Below are 17731 nucleotides of genomic sequence, written 5' to 3'. Positions count from 1 at the left end.
TCTTTCGATTGCTCACGGTGCCGGCTGGAAGCCCGCCTTAGCAGGCATGCCGCTCTACGTGATCTTGTTTGTCGGGATAACGTATCAACTTATTAAAGAATTATTGGTATTGAAGAAGAGCGGACGGACTCAAGATGACAACCAAAACGACGACGCCGCGCGATGATTCTTTCGCGGTCGCTCAGGTGGTGCTTTACATATTTGCCGGACAAAGCGCCTTATCCGCGCTCTTTAGCCTCACGGGCGCGATACCTTTACCCATTGACGTGCAGGCGTCGCTCATGCAGCGCGTTTCCTTCATCGCGTCGGCGGCGGCGACCTCGCTGTGTTTGGGGCTCGGTTACTGGTTACTCGCGCGATGTCTGGATCGTTGTACCAAGCTCGTCTGGCGCGTGGCGCTGGGGATGTTCCTGTTGAACGCACTCTTAAGCGTCTTGGCATTTTTCGCACGCTTGTCGATTTTCCCAATACTGACAGGCGGTCTAGCAATCGCAGGCGCATGGTCAATCTTTAGAGGGCGGAAGACGTTTGATGATCGGTCCGAGGAGGTCGGTGGTTCGGTGAGTGGCGGCATATGAAAAGAATTAAGCTGGCGGTGTTGCCGCTCTCAGCCGTGGTAACGCTCGCCGCTCACGCGCAACAAGCGCCGACGATCGCGGACGAAGCCGCCGCCGCTCGCGCCAACGCGCTACAGAATCAACAGGTACAACAGCAGCGCGACGCCGAGCAACGCGCGGCGGCCGTGCAAGCGCCCGTCGTGCGCTCGACGGTGCCGACCGATGGCGCTTTTCCGACGCTACCAAATGAGCAGCCATGTTTTCGCGTCGATGCCTTCGTGCTCGACGTTCCGGCGACGCTGCCCGACGTGATCCGCAAGAAAGGCGCCTCGGCGTTGCCGCTCGATCGGTTCGCCTTCGCGCGCGCGTGGCTCGACCACTATCGCGGGCAATGCGTCGGCCGCGAAGGCGTCACGATCCTCGCCAAGGGCGTCCAGCAAGCCGTGCTCAGTCGCAGCTACGTGACGACGCGCGTACTCGTGCCCGAGCAGGACATCGCAGGCGGCACGCTCGCATTCGCGCTCGTGCCCGGCGTGATTCGCGATGTCCGCTTCGCCGAGCCCGCGACGTGGGCGTCGTGGCGCTCGGCGTTCCCGACGCGGCCCGGCGATGTGCTCAACCTGCGCGACCTTGAGCAAGGCATCGAGCAAATGAAGCGGCCCGCGAGCCAGGACGCCGACATGCAAGTCGAGCCGACCGGCGCGCCCGGCGAGAGTGACGTCGTCATCTCGCTCAAGCGCGCTAAGCCTTGGACGCTCGTCGCCTCGGTCGACAACTCGGGTAGCCGCGCGACGGGCAAGCTACAAGGCAACCTAAGCGTTGGCCTCGACAATCCGCTCGGCCTGAATGACGTGTTGAGCCTCGGCGCGAATCAGGATTTGTATTTCGACGACAAGGCGCTCGGCTCGCACGGCTTCAACGGCTCGTACTCGGTTTCTTGGGGCTATTGGACGGGCTCGCTCTTCGGCTATACGAGCACGTACTACCAGCAGATCGCGGGCGCGAGCCAGACGTTCGTGTCGAGCGGAAACGCGCAGACGGCGGGCGTCAAACTCACGCGCGTGCTGCGCCGCAGCCAAAGCGACGTGCTCGGCGCCTACATGCAACTCTCGAAACGGTTCGGGGCGAGCTTCATCGACGATACCGAGATCGAGATACAACGACGCAACAACACCTTCATCGAGGTCGGGCTCACGGATCGGCACTACATCGGCGGCGCGCAACTCGACGGCTCGCTCGCGTATCGGCAAGGGATCGGCGCACTCGGCGCGACGCCCGACCCGGCGCTCGACGACAACCCGAATATCGCGCCGACGCCCGCGACGCAGCCGAGCGGTCAGACCTATCGCTATCGCATGGCGGTGCTCGATCTCAACCTCTCGGCGCCGTTCGCCGTGGCGGGTCAGCCATTCCGGTACGTGACGACGTTCCACGGCCAGTATTCGCCCGATACGCTCTTCTATGTCGACGATCTCACGATCGGTAGCCGCTACACGGTGCGCGGCTTCGACGGCGAGCAGATGCTCGCGGGCGAGCGCGGGTTTTACTGGCGCAACGAAGTGCAAGCGCCGCTCGGGCAGTCGCGGCAAGCGCTCTATGCGGGCGTCGACTACGGGCGCGTCTTTGGGCCCAATACGGCCTTTCTCGCGGGCACACAACTCGTCGGCGCCGTGGTCGGTCTGCGCGGCGGCGTCGCCTCGAAATACGGCGGATTGAGTTACGAGCTTTTCGCGGGCACGCCGCTCTACAAGCCGTCGGCGATGTCCGCATCGCCCGTGACGGTCGGCTTTCAGGTCACGGCGCAGCTCTCATGAGATCGGAGACGGTCGCGACGGCGCAGGCGAACGTGGCGCCGAGCCGGAGCCCCAGGCATTCGCCGCCGATGCTCAAACGCCCCCTTTCCTTCGTGTATCCTCTCCGGCATGGCGACGACCCACAAACCAACCCAAAGCGCAGCCGAAACGGACCCGGCGAACCACCCCGCCGAAGTCCGCTTTCGCATGCGCATCACGAAAGGCGAGACCATCGCGCTCGGTCCGGGCAAGGTCTCGCTGCTGGAAGCGGTGCACAAGCACGGCTCGATATCGGCGGCGGCGCGCAGCCTCGACATGTCGTACCGGCGCGCGTGGCTGCTCATCGACGAACTCAACCGCTCGCTCAAATCTCCCGCGACGATCTCCGAGCAAGGCGGTCAAAGCGGCGGCGGCTGCGTGCTGACGCCGGTTGGCGAGAGCATCATCCGGCTTTATCGCGATGTCGAAACGCAGGCGCAAGCGGCCTGCGCCGGGCAAATCGAATCGCTCACGAAACTGCTCAAACCTTAACCGTGACGCAGGCAGAACGCGGACGGCGGCGGCGCGCTCGCCCGCGTGTCCTGCGCGCTCGCGGCCAGCCGCGCGACGAACTCCACGAAGCTCGCGACGCTCGCCGTGCGCAGCGGTGAATATTCGACGCCATGCCGCTCGCAGACGCGCTTGAGCATGCTCATCGAATCGTGATCGATGCAGTCGACGGGAAACAGCACGACGTCGGCATTCGGCAACGCGGCGGCGAGCAAGCCCTTGCGATCCTCGATGCCGCCGTCATGGACGATCAACTCACCACCCGCCGCTTCCACGAGTGACTTCAGCACCGCGTTCGAATTCGGCCTTCCGCCGACGTAGACGATACGTTTGCCATTCACCCACTCGACTGCGCGCCGGCGCGCGTCGGGCTGATCGTCGGCATCCAGCGTCGCGCGTTCCAGCGCCGCGCATTCGGCCTGCACGACTCTCAGCAGAGCCTGCGCCTCGCCCAGCTTGTTGCGCAACGCGCGCGTCTCGTTCTCATCGTGCTGCGCGCGCTGCTCGGCGGCGGCGCGCCGGCTCGTGTGCAGCGCAAGACGGCGCTCGCCGTCCTCGACCTTCTCGCGCAGCCGCTCGATTTCGGCTTCGAGCTGCGCCGTCGACAGGTCCGCCTTGCGTTCCGCGAGCGCGGCGAGTTGCAGCGCCTGCGCGTTCGATTGCACCAGCGACGCATCGCGCTCCGTGCTCAATTCGAGCAGACGCGCCTGCTGACGTTCGAGCTTGTCCCTGAGGCCGGCGTTCTCCGCTTCGAGCGCCACGAGCCGACGGATATCCGCGCGATTCGCCGCGCCCACCAGATGCGACAGCATATGCAGCTCGCCGAACGCGGCCTGGCGCACTTCGATCGTCGCGTGCGGATGCGACATCACCGCCCAGTATGCGGGCGGAATGTCGCCGGACTTGAGCGCGTCGTTCCATAGATCGAGCAACGCCTGCGGATCGCGCGCGGCATCGAAACGGCGGATCGCGCCCGCGTAGCGCTCGTCGAGCGCCTTGTTCAGCGCCTTCGCGCCCGCGCCGCCCGCGATCGCGAGTTCGACGGCCGCATGATGAATCTCCAGATCGCTCGCGTGGTGGCGGTCGAGATCGGTGAATTTCGGCACGAGCTTGCGCAGCTCGCCGGTCGAAAGACAGGTGCCGATGACCGAGCAGTGCAGGTTGGCATCGAGTTCGGCAAGACGCGCGCGCCGCCGCGACGAGCGCAAATCGGCTTCGGTCGGCTGGCAGCACGCATCGCGATGTGCATGTGCGCTCGTGCGGGCAAGTTGAAACGGAGGGGGCTGCATGGTCACCTCGTGCTCGATCGGCTGGGCCGGAAGGTGTGCTCTGGGTCGGTCAAACGCGTGCCTCGTAATATACCACTGAATATAACGACGACGAAAAGACGGATCGACGTCCGCGCCGCTTGCCGGGCGCGCGGTCCGGACAGGGCGTATCCTACGACTTCGGCGCGCCGGGGCCGGCCTCGGCGGGGCCGCGTCCACGTTTCCAATCGCGAGAAAATCGCTTACAAGGAGAATCTGAATGGCCAGGATTGAAGTCAAGGTTCCGCAGCTTTCCGAATCCGTCACCGAAGCGACGATGTTGCCGTGGAAGAAGAAAGCGGGCGACGCCGTGGCGCAAGACGAAATCCTCGTCGAACTGGAAACGGACAAGGTCGTGCTGGAAGTGCCCGCGCCCTCGGCGGGCACGCTCGCGGAAGTCGTGAAGCAGGCTGGCGAGATCGTTCACGCGGACGAAGTGCTCGCCATCATCGATACGGAAGCGAAAGCGTCCGCCGCCGCGCCTGCGCCCGCGCCGGAAAAGCCCGCCGCACAACCCGCCGCGCAACCGGCCGCGCAAACCACGGCGCAATCCACGCCCGCCGCCGCGTCAGGCCAGAAGGCCGACTTCGATGTGATCGTGATCGGCTCCGGCCCCGGCGGCTACATCGCCGCGATCCGCGCCGCACAGCTCGGCCGCAAGGTCGCGTGCGTCGAGGAATGGATCAACCACGCCGGCAAGCCGAAGCTCGGCGGAACGTGCCTCAACGTGGGCTGCATTCCGTCGAAGGCGCTGCTGGCGTCGAGCGAGCAATTCGAGAAGGCGCAGCTCCATTTCGGCGATCTCGGCATCAACATGGACAACCTTTCTGTCGACGTCGACAAAATGGTCGGGCGCAAGGAAGCGATCGTCGAAAAGATCACCGGCGGCGTCGAATTCCTGTTCCGCAAGAACAAGATCACGTGGCTCAAGGGTCACGGCAAGCTCGCGGGCAAAGACGGCGCGAACTTCAAAATCGACGTGAGCGGCGACGGCAAGACCGAAAGCCATACCGCGCAACACGTGATCATCGCGACGGGCTCGAAGGCGCGTCATCTGCCGAACGTGCCGGTCGACAACAAGATCGTCTCCGACAACGAAGGCGCGCTCGCCTTCACGTCCGTGCCGAAAAAGCTCGCCGTGATCGGCGCGGGCGTGATCGGCCTCGAACTCGGCTCGGTGTGGCGCAGGCTCGGCGCAGAAGTGACGATTCTCGAAGCGCTGCCCGAATTCCTCGGCACGACCGACACCGCGCTGCAAAAGGAAGCCGCGAAGCTCTTCAAGAAGCAGGGACTGACGATTCACCTCGGCGTGAAGATCGATGACGTGAAAACCACCGATTCGAGCGTTGCCATTTCCTACAAGGACAAGGACGGCAACGCGCAGACGCTCGATGCGGACCGCCTGATCGTGTCGATAGGCCGCGTGCCGAACACAGACGACCTCGGCCTCGATTCGATCGGCCTTTCAGCCGACGAGCGCGGCTTCATTCCCGTCGACGGTCATTGCGCGACCAAAGTCCCGAACGTCTACGCGATCGGCGATGTCGTGCGCGGCCCGATGCTCGCGCACAAGGCCGAGGACGAAGGCGTGCTGGTGGCGGAAATCATCGACGGGCAGAAGCCGCACATCGACTACAACTGCATTCCGTGGGTGATCTACACGCATCCGGAAATCGCGTGGGTCGGGCAGACGGAGCAGGCGTTGAAAGCGGCGGGCCGCGAAACCAAGGCCGGCCAGTTCCCGATGATGGCGAATGGCCGCGCGATGGGCATCGGCGAGACGGACGGCTTCATCAAGATCATCGCCGATGCGAAAACCGACGAGATTCTCGGCGTGCATATCATCTCGGCGAACGCGTCGGATCTGATCGCCGAAGCGGTGGTCGCGATGGAATTCAAGGCGGCGAGCGAGGATCTCGGGCGCATTTGCCATCCGCATCCTTCATTGTCTGAAGTGATGCGGGAGGCGGCGCTCGCGGTGGACAAGCGGGCGTTGAATATCTGACGCTCAAACGCGCCGCGGCATCCACACCCGCAACAGCGAGTAAAGCCGGTCGACGTCGATCGGCTTCGCCAGATAATCGCTCGCGCCCGCCGCGAGACATTGCTCCTGATCGTCCTTCATCGCCTTCGCCGTGATCGCGATGACCGGCAGCTTCCTGAACCGCGGGTCCGCGCGGATGCGCCGCGTCGCTTCGAGTCCGTCCATGCCGGGCATCATCACGTCCATCAACACGATGTCGATGTCCGGATTGCTGTCGAGCGTTTCGATCGCCTCGAAACCGTTGCGGCCGATATCCACCTTCAAACCCTGATGCTCCAGCGCGCTCGATAGCGAGAAGATGTTGCGGATATCGTCATCGACGAGCAGCACGCGGCGGCCGTCGAGCACGCGATCGCGCGAGCGCGAGACGTGCAGCATCGCCTGACGGTCCGCCGACAGATCCGTCTCGACCTTGTGCAGGAACAGCGTCACTTCGTCGAGCAGGCGCTCCGGCGAACGCGCGCCCTTGATGATGATCGACTGCGAATAGCGCATCAGTTCGGCTTCCTCATCATGCGTGAGGCTGCGTCCCGTGTAGACGATCACGGGCGGGAACGAGTACGAATCCGTCGCGGCCATCTGGCGCAGCAGGTCGCCGCCCTGCATGTCGGGCAGCTTCAAATCGATGATCATGCAATCGAAGATCGTCGTCTTCAGCAAGTCGAGCGCGTCGCGGCCGAACTCGACCGGCGTGATTTCCACGTCGGCGTCGCTGATCAGTTCGACGATGCTCTGACGCTGCCGCGCATCGTCCTCGACGAGCAGCACGCGCTTGATCTTCTGGCTGCTTTTCTCTTCGAGCCGCTGGAAGATCGCCGTCAGTTGCTCGCGCGTGGTCGGCTTCACCGCGTAGCCGATCGCGCCGAGATGCAGCGCGGCCTCGCTTCTGTCCGACCCCGACACGACATGCACCGGAATATGCCGCGTCGCCGGATTCGCCTTCAGTTCCTGCAACAGCACGAGGCCCGAGCGGTCCGGCAAGCCGATGTCCAGCAGGATCGCGTTCGGCGCGCTGTCCCGCGCAAGCCTGAGCGCCTCGCGCGCGGTGCCGCTGACGATGCAGCGATAACCCAGTTCGTGCGCGAGATCGAACAGCACTTGCGCGAATTCCGGTTCGTCTTCGACCACGAGAACGAGACGGCGGCCGGGTGCGGTATCGGCGCGGTCGTCGTCGATCACATGGACGACTTCGACAGGCTCGGACAGCGCTTCATCGACGAGGAGCGGCGCGGGTGCAGGCGCTGGCGCCTGCACTTCGGCGCCGGACGGCGCGGCGCCATCGTAGGCGACTGGCATCGTCAGCGTGAACGTGCTGCCCATGCCCTGCGTGCTGCGCACGCTGATCGAACCGCCGAGCAGATGCGCGAGACTGCGCGAAATCGACAGGCCGAGGCCCGTGCCGCCATAGTGACGGCTCGTGGTGCCGTCGGCTTGCTGGAACGCTTCGAAGATCGCCTGCTGCTGGTCCGTCGCAATGCCGATGCCGGTATCGGTCACGACGAACTGCACCGCGCCCTCGCCGGCCGCCTTGAGCGCGAGCGACACCGCACCCGCATCCGTGAATTTCACCGCGTTCGACAGCAGGTTCTTCAGAATCTGTTCGAGCCGCCGGAAGTCGGTGGTGAGCGTCGGATAATCGTCGATCTCGCTGCGCAGTTCGAGCCTGAGCTTCTTCTGCCGCGCGAGCGGCTCGAAGGTGCGCGCAAGCGAATCCATGATCCGCTGCAGGGGCACGTCCTCGATATGCAGATCGAGCTTGCCCGCCTCCACCTTCGAGAGATCGAGAATATCGTTGATGAGATTGAGCAGATCGTTGCCCGCGGAATAGATCGTCTGCGCGTACTTGATCTGATCGTTCGTGAGGTTGCCGGTCTTGTTCTCGGACAGCAGTTTCGCGAGGATCAGCGAACTATTGAGCGGCGTGCGCAACTCGTGCGACATGTTCGCGAGAAACTCGGACTTGTAGCGGCTCGCGCGCTGCAGCGCTTCGGCGCGCGATTCGAGTTCGCCCTGCGCGGCGTTGAGCGCGACGTTGCGCTCGTCGAGCACGCGCGCCTGTTCCGCGAGCTGATCGTTGGTCTGTTCGAGTTCCGACTTCTGGTTCGCGAGATACGCCTGCGCCTGCGAAAGCGCCGTGGTCTGCTGCTCGAGTTCCTCGTTGGTCGTGCGCAGTTCTTCCTGCTGCATCTGCAGTTCTTCGTTCAGCTGCTGCGTTTCTTCCAGCACCCGTTGCAGCCGCTCGCGATACTGCGCCGCCTCGACGAAATCGCCGATATTGCCCGCGATCATCTTCAGGAACTGCTGGTCGCGCTCGGTCAGCGTGTGCATCGCGCCGAGCTCGATCGCGCCGTTCGCCCGGCCTTCGTTTTCGATCGGCATGATGGCGAGGCTCGCGGGCGCGCTCGCGCCGAGCGCCGACGTCACCTTCCAGTAGCCGGCGGGGACATCGTTCAAACTCGTCAGCTTGCGCGCGTGCACCGCCTGCCCGACGAGGCTCTTCACGCCCGCGAGCGATTCGGGAACCGGCGCGCTGTCGGGATCGAAGCCGAAGCTCGCGGTGCGCTTCAGCGCGCCATCGTCCTCGCGTACGTAGAACGCGCCCATCGACACCTTCAGGTAGTCCGCGAGGAAGTCGAGAATCGTCTGGCAAAGCTCGCCGAGCGATTGCCGGCCGATCACCCGCTCGGCGAGCTGCGTCTGCCCGTCGCGCAGCCACGCCTGCTCCTGCAACGCGCGCGTCTGCCGCTCCTGCTCGCCGATCGCGGCGCCGAAGGCGTTGGAAAGCTGCATCAATTCGCGCCTGCCGAAGATCGCGAGGCTCACCGATAACGTCAGGCTCAGAATCAGGAACACGACGACGGTGATGGTCGTCAGTTGCCGCGCGGACTCGATGCGCTGCAAGCGCAAGGTCTGCTCGATGTTGAGAAACGCGGCAAGCTCGCGCTCCGTTTCCGCGCGCTCCGCCGAACCGCGGCCCGCGCGCACGAGCGCGCCGGAATCCAGATTGCGGCGGCGCGCGTCGATGAGATTCTCAGCAACCTTGTCCCATTGCGCCTGCAAGGCGCGCACGCGGATCAGGCGGTCCACTTGCGGCGCGTTGTCGGAGACGAGTTCGGCGAGCGTGTCGATATCGGCGGCGAGTTTGGGCTTCGCGGTGTCGTACGGCGCGAGAAACGCGTCGTCGCCGGTGATCAGATAGCCGCGGATCGCGCTTTCCTTCTCGCTGACGAGCCGGCCGATTTCCTGCGCATTGCCGATGACGCGCTCCGAATGCTCGACCCAGTTGATCCCGGAAAGCAGATACAGCACGAGCGCGACGAACGCGACCGCCGTGACGAGGCCGGTGCCGAGCGGCAGCGCGATGTTGCGAAAGAGAATGCGACGAAAACTTGCCTCGTCGACGCCGGACCGCAATGGCATGGACAGCTCCGATTTAACGTGGAACGCCGCCCCTGTGACGGCGACGATCCCGAAGTGGTTTGTTCTTTTTGCGATGCTCGCGAAGGGTAGCACTGTATCGCTTTTCGGCGATAGCAAAGCTTCCGCGACGTCATTTGCTACGCACAAAAGATTGGTAGCCGCGGCACGCCAAGTGCCTATAGTCGAACGCTTCACTCTCTCTTCTTTTTCGCGCCATGAAAGCTTCGATTCGCCGCCGTCGTCTGATTGTCAGCCTCGCCTCGCTCACCCTCGGCGCCGCCGCGCTCGCGCCCCTTCACGCGCAGGCCGACACGCGCGAGGTCGTCATCGGCTATCAGGACATGGTCGTGCCGTGGCGCTACGCGCAGGCGAGCGGCGCCGTCGAGAAAGCGACCGGCTACAAGGTTACGTACCGCAAGCTGGGCAGCGGCGCCGATGTGATTCGCGCGCTCGCGTCCGGTTCGATACAAGTGGGCGAAGCCGGCTCCAGCCCGATCGCGGCGGGGCTTTCGCAAGGTGTCGATCTGTCGCTGTTCTGGATTCTCGACAACATCAACGACGCCGAAGCGCTTGTCGCGCGCAACGGCTCGGGCGTGACGAAACTCGCCGATCTGAAGGGCAAGACGCTCGGCGTGCCGTATGTATCGACGTCGCACTTTCATGCGCTCGTCGCATTGCAGAAGGCGGGGATCGATCCGTCGACGGTGAAGATCGTCAATCTGCGTCCGCCGGAAGTGGCCGCGGCGTGGGAGCGCGGCAACATCGACGCGACCTACATCTGGGACCCGGTGCTCGCGAAGGCTAAACAGAATGGCCGCGTACTGATCACGTCCGGCGAGGTCGCGAAGGAAACCGGCAAGGCGACCTTCGACGGCCTCGTCGCGTCGCGCAAGTTCGCGCAGGAGAATCCCGCGTTCCTGTCCGGCCTCGTAAAAGTGCTCGCCGACACCGACGCCCAGTACCGCGACAACAAGGCCGCATGGACGGTCGATTCGAAGCAGGTGCAGGCGGTCGCGCAGGAATCCGGCGCCGCCGCCGCCGACGTGCCCGCGAGCCTTGCGCTCTACGCGTTCCCGTCGGCCGGCGAACAGGCGTCGCCGACATGGCTCGGTGGCGGCAAACAGTCGGGCGCGGCGCAATCGCTCACCGCGACGGCGCAATTCCTGAAGCAACAGGGCACGATTCAGAACGTGCTCGCGGATTATTCGACGGGCGTCGATCCGCGCTTCGTGCAGCAGGCCGCGAAATGACCTCGCTTTCGATCCGCAATCTCGGCGTCACCTACGAAGGCGCGAGCACGCCGGCGTTGCAGGGCGTCGATCTGCGCATCGGCAGCGGCGAGTTCGTCGTCGCGCTGGGCGCCTCGGGATGCGGCAAGACCACGCTGCTCAATTGCCTCGCCGGCTTTCTCGATCCGACCGAAGGCGTCGCGACGCTCAACGGCGAGCCGATCGACGGCCCCGGCGCGGAACGCGGCGTGGTGTTCCAGAAGCATGCGCTGATGCCGTGGCTCAACGTGATCGACAACGTCGCGCTCGGCCTGCGCTTTCGCGGCGTGAAGCGCGACGAACGCCGCGAGATCGCGCGCCGCACGCTCGCGCTCGTCGGCCTGGCGCAGCACGAAGACGCGAAAATCTACGCGCTGTCGGGCGGCATGCAGCAGCGCGTGGGCATCGCGCGGGCGCTCGCAAGCGATCCCGAAATCCTCCTGATGGACGAACCGATGGGCGCGCTCGACGCCCTCACGCGCGAAAACGTGCAGGAAATCGTGCTCGATGTCTGGTCGCGCACGCGCAAGACCGTGTTCTTCATCACGCACAGCGTCGAGGAAGCGCTCTTTCTCGCGACGCGCCTCGTGCTGATGACGCCCGGACCGGGGCGCATCGAGGAGGTGCACGAGTTGCCGTTCTCGCGCGAATACATCCGCAACCGCGATGCGCGCGCCGTCAAATCGTCGCCTGCGTTCATCGAATGGCGCGAGCGTCTGACGCGCCGTCTGCATCGCGCGGAAACGGAGGCGGCATGACGCAACCTGTTCACGCGCTGGCCGACACGCCGCGCAACGCGACTGCGAAGCGCGTGAGGCGCCGGCGTCGCGGCATGCCCGGCGCGGGTCCGACCGCGCTCCCAAGCACGCTGTGCGTCGTCGCGATCGCCGCGCTCTGGTGGGCATCGACGCATTTCCGCTGGATTCCCCCGTTGTTCCTGCCTTCGCCCGAAGCGGTGTGGCGAGCATTTCTCGACGCCGTGCACGGGCGTCTTCAGGGCGGGCTGCCGTTGTCCGAGCATTTGCTCTGGAGCGCGATCCGCGTGTTCGGCGCGTTCGCGCTCGCGGTGGTCACCGCGGTGCCCGTCGGCATTCTGATGGGCGTGAGCCGCATTGCGCGCGGCGTGCTCGATCCGCCGCTGGAGTTCTATCGGCCGCTGCCGCCGCTCGCGTATCTGCCGCTCGTCGTGATCTGGTTCGGCATCGACGAAACCGCGAAGATCGTCGTCATCTGGCTCGCATGCTTCGCGCCGATCGCGATGGCCGCGCGTGCGGGTGTGAAGAGCGCAACGGCGGAGCAGGTGAATGCGGCCTGGTCGCTCGGCGCGAACTTGCGGCAAGTGGTGTGGCATGTCGTGCTGCCGGCCGCGTTGCCGGAGATTCTGACGGGCCTGCGCATTGCCGTCGGGTTCGGCTGGACCACGCTTGTTGCGGCCGAAATGGTCGCCGCGACGGCAGGGCTCGGGCAGATGGTGCTCAACGCATCGAGCTTTCTGCGCACGGATGTCGTGGTGATGGGCATCGTGCTGATCGGCGCGATCGCTTGGGTTTTTGACTTTGCCATGCGCGCGGTGGAGCGGCGTCTTGTGCCGTGGAAGGGACGGTGAGGGTGTAGACGGCGGCGCAGCGTTTCGCCGGATCCCGTTGGCTTGTCGGTCTATTGGCGTTGCCCCTGTGCGGGGCGGCAGTCACTTTCTTTGCTGCTGCAAAGAAAGTAACCAAAGAAACAGCTATCCCCATCCAAAGTACTTCACGCCGGCCGCGGCACAGGCGATCAGTCTTGGCACAGCAGTAGCGAGTGCCCTCAAAGGCCATCTGGGGCTTGGACCGCGCACGGTCTGCCACATCGCGCCACAAAACAAACTGGTTCAGCACGAAATAGCTCCGGCCCGCTTCGCGGCCGATGGCCTAATCGGGTCTGCGTGGGCTTCTGCGTTTCTCTTTTTTCGTCGGTTTTCCTTGCATACCCATCGGCAGCGCGCAGCGCTGTGCCGAAGCTATTTCGTGCTGAACCAGCGCGCTTAAACAACTAGCTTGTCAGACCGTGCGCGGTCCACGCCGGGTAAGTCCTTCGAGGGCACTCGCTACTGAGCCCACGAACAATGAGAATAGTGGCCAAATTGCGTGTGACCGCGGGCGTCTCGAGCTGCTTTCTTTGGTTACTTTCTTTGCAGCAGCAAAGAAAGTGACTGCCGCCCCGCACAGGGGCAACGCTTATAAACCAACACCCTAACGGGATCCGGCGACAAACCCAAACCCAGTTCCCAACCCGTCCTAATGACAATACAAGTCGTTCTGCGCGTTGAACATATCGAAGGCAAGCTGCGTCGCCTGATCCTCTCGCACGGTCGCGAGCCACCGTTGCCGCCGCCAGTCGTTCACTGCTCGCTCGATGAACGCCGCGCTGGCGACATCACCGCCGCGCGTCGCGATGACTGCGCGCGCAGGCGCGAGCGTGCCCGGCAGCCTGCGGTAATAGGCCCAGTCCGGCTGTCTGAGCAGCTTGCGGATCACGTACTCATCGTCGACCAGCGCGGCGCATTCGCCCGCCTGAAAGGCGAGCAGCGCGTCCAGCGGACGGTCGTAATCCTGCACATTGGCGTGCGCGCGGCGCGCCGCATCGTCCGCGAATGGATTGCCACGCGACGCGCAGATCGAACGGCCCGCCAGATCGCTCCACGCGCGCACCGCGCCATTACGAAGCACGAGCGCCATGCCACGCCCGGTGGTGTAGGCGGTCGGCGCGAAGGCAAGCGACGTGTCCGCGCCGAACGCAAGCCCCGCGATGGCGACATCCGCCCTGCCCGATCGCACCGCGTCGCGCGCGTCGTCGGAACCGGCGAGCACCAGCGTGACAGGCAGCCCCGCACGCCGTCCGAGTTCGTCGGCGAGCGCGGCCGCGAAGCCATCCGGCGCGCGCGCGAAATGATCGACACGGCCGACGTTCAGCGTCGGCGCGGGACGCGATGTCACCGCGACAATCAGCGTGCCGCGCGCGCTCGCGGCGGCGAACGGTTGCACATCGCCAAAGCCCTTGCGCCATGGAATGAACGAAAGCGCAACGACCACCAGTACGCCCGCTGCAAGCGCGCTCCTAGCCATTCTGCGCGAGCCCCACGCGCCAGCGCAGAAGACGCCGTTCGAGCAGCGAAAGACTCTTGTTGATCAGCAAGCCGAAGAGCGCAAGAAGCACGATGCCCGCGTACATATCGGGAATCTGAAACGTCTCCTGCGAATTGAGCGTGTAGAACCCAAGCCCCGAACGCGCGCCGATCATCTCCGCCGCGACCAGCGCCGTGATGCTATACGCGCCCGCGAGCCGGATGCCGGTCAGTATCTCGGGCAGCGCTGCGGGCAACACGACCTTCACGAAGATGAAGCCTTGCGATGCACCCATCGAACGCGCCGAATCGATGAACACGCGCTCGACCTGTTTCACGCCCGAGATCGTGTTGAGCAGCACCGGCCAGAACGCGGCCCACACGATGATGGCGATCTTCGACGACTCGCCGATCCCGAGAAACAGCATGAACACCGGAAACAGCGCAAACGCGGAGACCTGCCGCAGCAACTGATACAGCGGATCGACGATGCGCTCGGCGCGCCGGAACCAGCCGAGCGCGAAGCCACCGGCGACGCCGCCCGCCGCTGCCAGCAACAGGCCGCTGATCGAGCGCAGCGCGCTCGCGCGGAGATGCTTCCACACCTCGCCGCTGTCGAACAGATGCGCGATGGCCACAGCCACCTGCGACGGCGGACTCAGATACGCCGTGCTCACGATGCCAAGCCGCGGCAGCAGTTCCCACAACAAGGCGAACACGACAAGCGCGATCGAACGCTCGATGGCGCCCGACAGGCGCATGCCGCGCCTGCGTCCGATGTTTGCCGCGTCACGCTTCCTCGCTCCGGCGAGCAGCGGAAAACTGCGCACGGTTTCTTGCTCTGCCATTCACGCTCCCGTCAATGATTCGGCGATCCGCTCGTCCGGCGCGGTCTGCGCGCCGCCGAGTTCGGAACTGAGGCTCGCCCACGCGCGCTGCCGCAACGCGACGAACGCCGCGTCATGACGTATCGACGCCGGACGCGGACGCGGCAGGTCGATGTCGATGATCTCCTTCACACGCCCCGGCCTGCGCCCCACGACAGCGATGCGATCGGCCAGATAGATCGCCTCGTCGATGCTGTGCGTGACGAACACGACCGTCTTGGCGCTCTGCTCCCAGATGCCGAGCAACTCCTGCTGCAGGGACTCGCGCGTCTGGGCATCGAGTGCGCCGAAGGGTTCGTCCATCAGCAGGATCTCGGGACCGTAGGCGAGCGCGCGCGCGATCGCCACGCGCTGGCGCATGCCGCCTGACAGTTGATGCGGGTAGTGATCCGCGAAATCGAGCAGACCGACGAGGCGCAGAAAGCGCTCGGCCTCGCTGCGTCGTTGCGCGCGTTTCACGCCGCGAATCTCCAGCCCCGTCTCGACGTTCCTGCGCACCGTGCGCCACGGAAACAGCGCATAGCCCTGAAACACGAAGCCGAGCTTGCGGCGCGCGGCGCTTACGGATTCGCCATCCACCGTGAGCGAGCCGGACGTAGGCGGCGTGAGGCCCGCGAGCAGGTTGAGGAAGGTCGACTTGCCGCATCCGCTCGGTCCGAGCACCGCGAGAAATTCGCCCTCGCGCACGCTCAGATCGAAGCCGTCGAGCACGGTCTGGCTCGTATCCGTGGCCTCGTTGACATAGGTGAGCGACAAGTCTCGCGCGACGATCTTGTCGCGTGCCGCGAACGCGCCGCTCATGAGGGCTGTCCGTTCGCGCGCGGCGTCGCGCTCGCCTGCGACTGCTTCGCGAGCGGGTTGTATTCGTTGGTGTAGACGTCCTTGACCTGCACCTTGCCCTTCGGGATCTTGCCGGCCTGTTCGAGGATGTCGATGTAGTACTGGATCGGCGGCTCCGTCACGACGAGATCCTTCACATATGCATAACGCTCGACCAGCTTCACGTCGATGCCGAGCCGTTCCGCCGTGAGCTGGCGCGCTTCGTCGGGATGCGCGTTGACCCAGTTGCCCGCTCGCGCGATGGCCGTGACGAAGTCCTTCACCGCCTGCGGATGGGCGCGCGCGAACGCACCGTTCACGCTGTAGGGGGCCATGCCGCCGAGGCCGTGATCCTCGTCCCAGTCGCTCCAGAGCTTGTGCAGTTGCGCATCGGCTTCGGCTGCGCCGGAGAACGGCGGATGAATGATGGCGATATCGACGTTCTTCGTGACGAGCGCCTGCTGCGACTGGTTATCCGGCACGACGAGCCAGTTGACCTTCGACACGTCCACGCCGTGCTGCGACAGATACTTCTTCGTCACGAACTCCGCGCACGCGCCGAAGCTGTTGAAGGCGACGGTCTTGCCTTCGAAATCCTTCGGCGAGCGGATGCCGGAATCCTTGCGCGTGAAGTACTTCATATGCGGCGCATCGGGCAAGGTTTCGCCGCCTGCGGAGACCACCTTGATATCCGCGCCGCTTGCGATCGCGGAGATGACGAGCGGCACCATGCGCGTGCCGAAATCGATCTCGCCCGTGCCGACGAGCGGAATGATCTGCGGCGCGGCGATCTTGCCGACATATTTCGGCCGCGTGCTCGTGCCTTCGAAATAGCCGAGCTTGTCGGCAAGATAGACGAGATCGAAGGAGGGGTTGTCGGGATACTTGAAGTAGGTCACTTCCTGACGCGCCGTCTGCGTGACCTTGGCCGAGGATGCTTGCGCCTGTTCGTCCTGAGGTTTGCAGCCGCCCAGGAGAACGAGCGTGGCGGCCGCGCAGACGGCATGCAGCCGGTACTTCGAAAGAGACGCCTTCATAGGATCGATGAGGAGCAGGAGAGGAAAAGTTGCGACGCCGCGCGACCGGCAGCGCCGTGCTCTCTCATTCTCACGCGAGCCGTGAGACGATCAAACGAAGCAAATCTGATTAGCTGACGCAGTGAAATCTGCAATGCATTTCACGGAAACCGCGTTCGATTCAGTCGCGGTCCGCGTCGCGGAGTTGAGCGAGCGATGCGCGCTGGGTGCCGTTCGCGTCGAAGTTGTCGTCGGCGAGCCAGCGTTCGAAGGCGCGCCGGATGCGCGGCCAGTCGCGATCGATGATCGCGTACCAGGCCGTATCGCGATTGCGGCCCTTGTAGACGATCGCCTGCCGGAAGATGCCTTCGAACTCGAAGCCGAGCCGCAGCGCGGTCTTGCGCGACGGCGCGTTCAGGCTGTCGCATTTCCATTCATAGCGCCGATAGCCGAGGTCATCGAAGACATGGCGCATCAACAGATATTGCGCTTCCGTGGATATGCGCGTCTGTTTGAGCAAGGGCGAGAACGTGACGCTGCCCATTTCGATGACGCCATGCACCGGCTCGATCCGCATCAGCGCGAGCGTGCCGACTGCCTTGCCGCTCGCGGAATCGATGACGGTGTAGTGGAGCGGATCGGTGGATGCCGCGGCTTTTGTCAGATAGTCGCGGAAGGCGTCGAATTCCGTGAATGGGCCCACGAAGAGGTAGGTCCAGTCGCTGCCGTCGGGCGCGTGGCTGTAGGCGTCGAAGAGATCGGCCGCGTGGCGTGTTACGTCGAGCGGCTCGATGCGGCAATGCTTCCCGTCGATGGTGATGCGCGCGGGGCGTGCGCGCGGGGTCCAGTTGATCACCGGATCGCCGATGGGTTGACGGTATTCGTTGGTTCCTGGCATGTGTGAGGGGCTCCAAGGGGGATTTATAGCGCGCGAGCTAGAGCATCTTATGCACTTTTGCCAAAGGATGTGA

At 64.6% G+C, this 17731-nt stretch carries 13 protein-coding genes and 1 pseudogene; 7 read left to right on the top strand and 7 right to left on the bottom strand.

From position 1 onward, the window contains the following. The first annotated feature begins 134 nt into the window (after positions 1-134). From BTHE68_RS32995 to BTHE68_RS32985, 3 genes are all read left to right on the top strand, one after another. Complete coding sequence (locus tag BTHE68_RS32995; protein WP_162070458.1) at positions 135-578, top strand: hypothetical protein; 444 nt, start codon at positions 135-137, stop codon at positions 576-578. Beyond that, positions 575-2371, top strand: coding sequence for a ShlB/FhaC/HecB family hemolysin secretion/activation protein (locus BTHE68_RS32990; RefSeq protein ID WP_162070457.1), 1797 nt, complete (start codon positions 575-577; stop codon positions 2369-2371). Before BTHE68_RS32995 ends, BTHE68_RS32990 begins: the two co-directional genes overlap by 4 nt. Positions 2372-2557: 186 nt before the next feature. Beyond that, the gene (locus BTHE68_RS32985) at positions 2558-2881 is read left to right on the top strand and encodes a winged helix-turn-helix domain-containing protein (protein ID WP_502710615.1); all 324 of its coding nucleotides are present in this window, start codon (positions 2558-2560) and stop codon (positions 2879-2881) included. Here the strand turns inward: BTHE68_RS32985 and BTHE68_RS32980 are convergent. Next, positions 2878-4188: a DUF2325 domain-containing protein gene (locus BTHE68_RS32980; RefSeq protein WP_162070455.1), complete on the bottom strand. Its 1311-nt coding sequence runs from the start codon at positions 4186-4188 to the stop codon at positions 2878-2880. The genes BTHE68_RS32985 and BTHE68_RS32980 overlap by 4 nt on opposite strands. Before the next feature lie 238 nt (positions 4189-4426). On the opposite strand from BTHE68_RS32980, the gene lpdA reads away from it, so the two are divergent. Then, a complete protein-coding gene (lpdA, locus tag BTHE68_RS32975; protein WP_162070454.1) occupies positions 4427-6211 on the top strand; it encodes a dihydrolipoyl dehydrogenase in 1785 nt (594 codons plus the stop codon). A 3-nt stretch (positions 6212-6214) separates the two neighbouring features. Here lpdA and BTHE68_RS32970 read toward each other — a convergent pair whose 3' ends face one another. Beyond that, entirely contained in the window at positions 6215-9670 is a 3456-nt protein-coding gene (locus tag BTHE68_RS32970) for a response regulator (RefSeq protein ID WP_162070453.1), read from the bottom strand. A 215-nt stretch (positions 9671-9885) separates the two neighbouring features. Between BTHE68_RS32970 and tauA the strand changes: the two genes are divergently transcribed. Genes tauA through BTHE68_RS32955 form a run of 3 tightly spaced genes read left to right on the top strand, consistent with a single transcriptional unit; the run spans position 9886 to position 12544 of the window. After that, entirely contained in the window at positions 9886-10920 is a 1035-nt protein-coding gene (gene tauA / locus BTHE68_RS32965; protein ID WP_162070452.1) for a taurine ABC transporter substrate-binding protein, read from the top strand. Beyond that, positions 10917-11696 carry a taurine ABC transporter ATP-binding protein gene (locus tag BTHE68_RS32960; protein WP_162070451.1) on the top strand — a complete coding sequence of 260 codons (780 nt, stop codon included), beginning with the start codon at positions 10917-10919 and terminating at the stop codon, positions 11694-11696. The genes tauA and BTHE68_RS32960 overlap by 4 nt, the downstream gene beginning before the upstream one ends. Then, the gene (locus BTHE68_RS32955; RefSeq protein ID WP_162070450.1) at positions 11693-12544 is read left to right on the top strand and encodes an ABC transporter permease subunit; all 852 of its coding nucleotides are present in this window, start codon (positions 11693-11695) and stop codon (positions 12542-12544) included. Before BTHE68_RS32960 ends, BTHE68_RS32955 begins: the two co-directional genes overlap by 4 nt. Positions 12545-13211: 667 nt before the next feature. On the opposite strand, the gene BTHE68_RS32950 is transcribed toward BTHE68_RS32955, so the two are convergent. From BTHE68_RS32950 to BTHE68_RS32930, 5 genes and pseudogenes are all read right to left on the bottom strand, one after another. After that, complete coding sequence (locus BTHE68_RS32950; RefSeq protein ID WP_162070449.1) at positions 13212-14039, bottom strand: type 2 periplasmic-binding domain-containing protein; 828 nt, start codon at positions 14037-14039, stop codon at positions 13212-13214. After that, positions 14032-14799 (bottom strand): ABC transporter permease, encoded by a 768-nt coding sequence (locus tag BTHE68_RS32945; RefSeq protein ID WP_162070961.1) that lies wholly within the window; start codon positions 14797-14799, stop codon positions 14032-14034. Before BTHE68_RS32945 ends, BTHE68_RS32950 begins: the two co-directional genes overlap by 8 nt. Positions 14800-14886: 87 nt before the next feature. Next, a complete protein-coding gene (locus tag BTHE68_RS32940) occupies positions 14887-15726 on the bottom strand; it encodes an ABC transporter ATP-binding protein (RefSeq protein WP_162070448.1) in 840 nt (279 codons plus the stop codon). After that, on the bottom strand, positions 15723-16781 hold the full coding sequence (locus BTHE68_RS32935) for an ABC transporter substrate-binding protein (protein ID WP_232078189.1): 1059 nt from the start codon (positions 16779-16781) through the stop codon (positions 15723-15725). The genes BTHE68_RS32940 and BTHE68_RS32935 overlap by 4 nt, the downstream gene beginning before the upstream one ends. A gap of 172 nt (positions 16782-16953) precedes the next feature. After that, a pseudogene (locus tag BTHE68_RS32930) lies at positions 16954-17658 on the bottom strand (GNAT family N-acetyltransferase); the annotation flags it as partial. Between the last annotated feature and the right edge of the window lie 73 nt (positions 17659-17731).

The sequence above is a fragment of the Burkholderia sp. THE68 genome (assembly GCF_009938265.1).
Lineage (GTDB): Bacteria > Pseudomonadota > Gammaproteobacteria > Burkholderiales > Burkholderiaceae > Caballeronia.
This window is presented reverse-complemented; position numbering and strand designations above follow the sequence as displayed.

Coding starts and splice junctions, on each gene's coding strand:
- BTHE68_RS32995 (WP_162070458.1), top strand. CDS start 135: ATGACAACCAAAACGACGACGCCGCGCGATGATTCTTTCGCGGTCGCT.
- BTHE68_RS32990 (WP_162070457.1), top strand. CDS start 575: ATGAAAAGAATTAAGCTGGCGGTGTTGCCGCTCTCAGCCGTGGTAACG.
- BTHE68_RS32985 (WP_502710615.1), top strand. CDS start 2,558: ATGCGCATCACGAAAGGCGAGACCATCGCGCTCGGTCCGGGCAAGGTC.
- BTHE68_RS32980 (WP_162070455.1), bottom strand. CDS start 4,188: ATGCAGCCCCCTCCGTTTCAACTTGCCCGCACGAGCGCACATGCACAT.
- lpdA (WP_162070454.1), top strand. CDS start 4,427: ATGGCCAGGATTGAAGTCAAGGTTCCGCAGCTTTCCGAATCCGTCACC.
- BTHE68_RS32970 (WP_162070453.1), bottom strand. CDS start 9,670: ATGCCATTGCGGTCCGGCGTCGACGAGGCAAGTTTTCGTCGCATTCTC.
- tauA (WP_162070452.1), top strand. CDS start 9,886: ATGAAAGCTTCGATTCGCCGCCGTCGTCTGATTGTCAGCCTCGCCTCG.
- BTHE68_RS32960 (WP_162070451.1), top strand. CDS start 10,917: ATGACCTCGCTTTCGATCCGCAATCTCGGCGTCACCTACGAAGGCGCG.
- BTHE68_RS32955 (WP_162070450.1), top strand. CDS start 11,693: ATGACGCAACCTGTTCACGCGCTGGCCGACACGCCGCGCAACGCGACT.
- BTHE68_RS32950 (WP_162070449.1), bottom strand. CDS start 14,039: ATGGCTAGGAGCGCGCTTGCAGCGGGCGTACTGGTGGTCGTTGCGCTT.
- BTHE68_RS32945 (WP_162070961.1), bottom strand. CDS start 14,799: ATGCGCCTGTCGGGCGCCATCGAGCGTTCGATCGCGCTTGTCGTGTTC.
- BTHE68_RS32940 (WP_162070448.1), bottom strand. CDS start 15,726: ATGAGCGGCGCGTTCGCGGCACGCGACAAGATCGTCGCGCGAGACTTG.
- BTHE68_RS32935 (WP_232078189.1), bottom strand. CDS start 16,781: ATGAAGGCGTCTCTTTCGAAGTACCGGCTGCATGCCGTCTGCGCGGCC.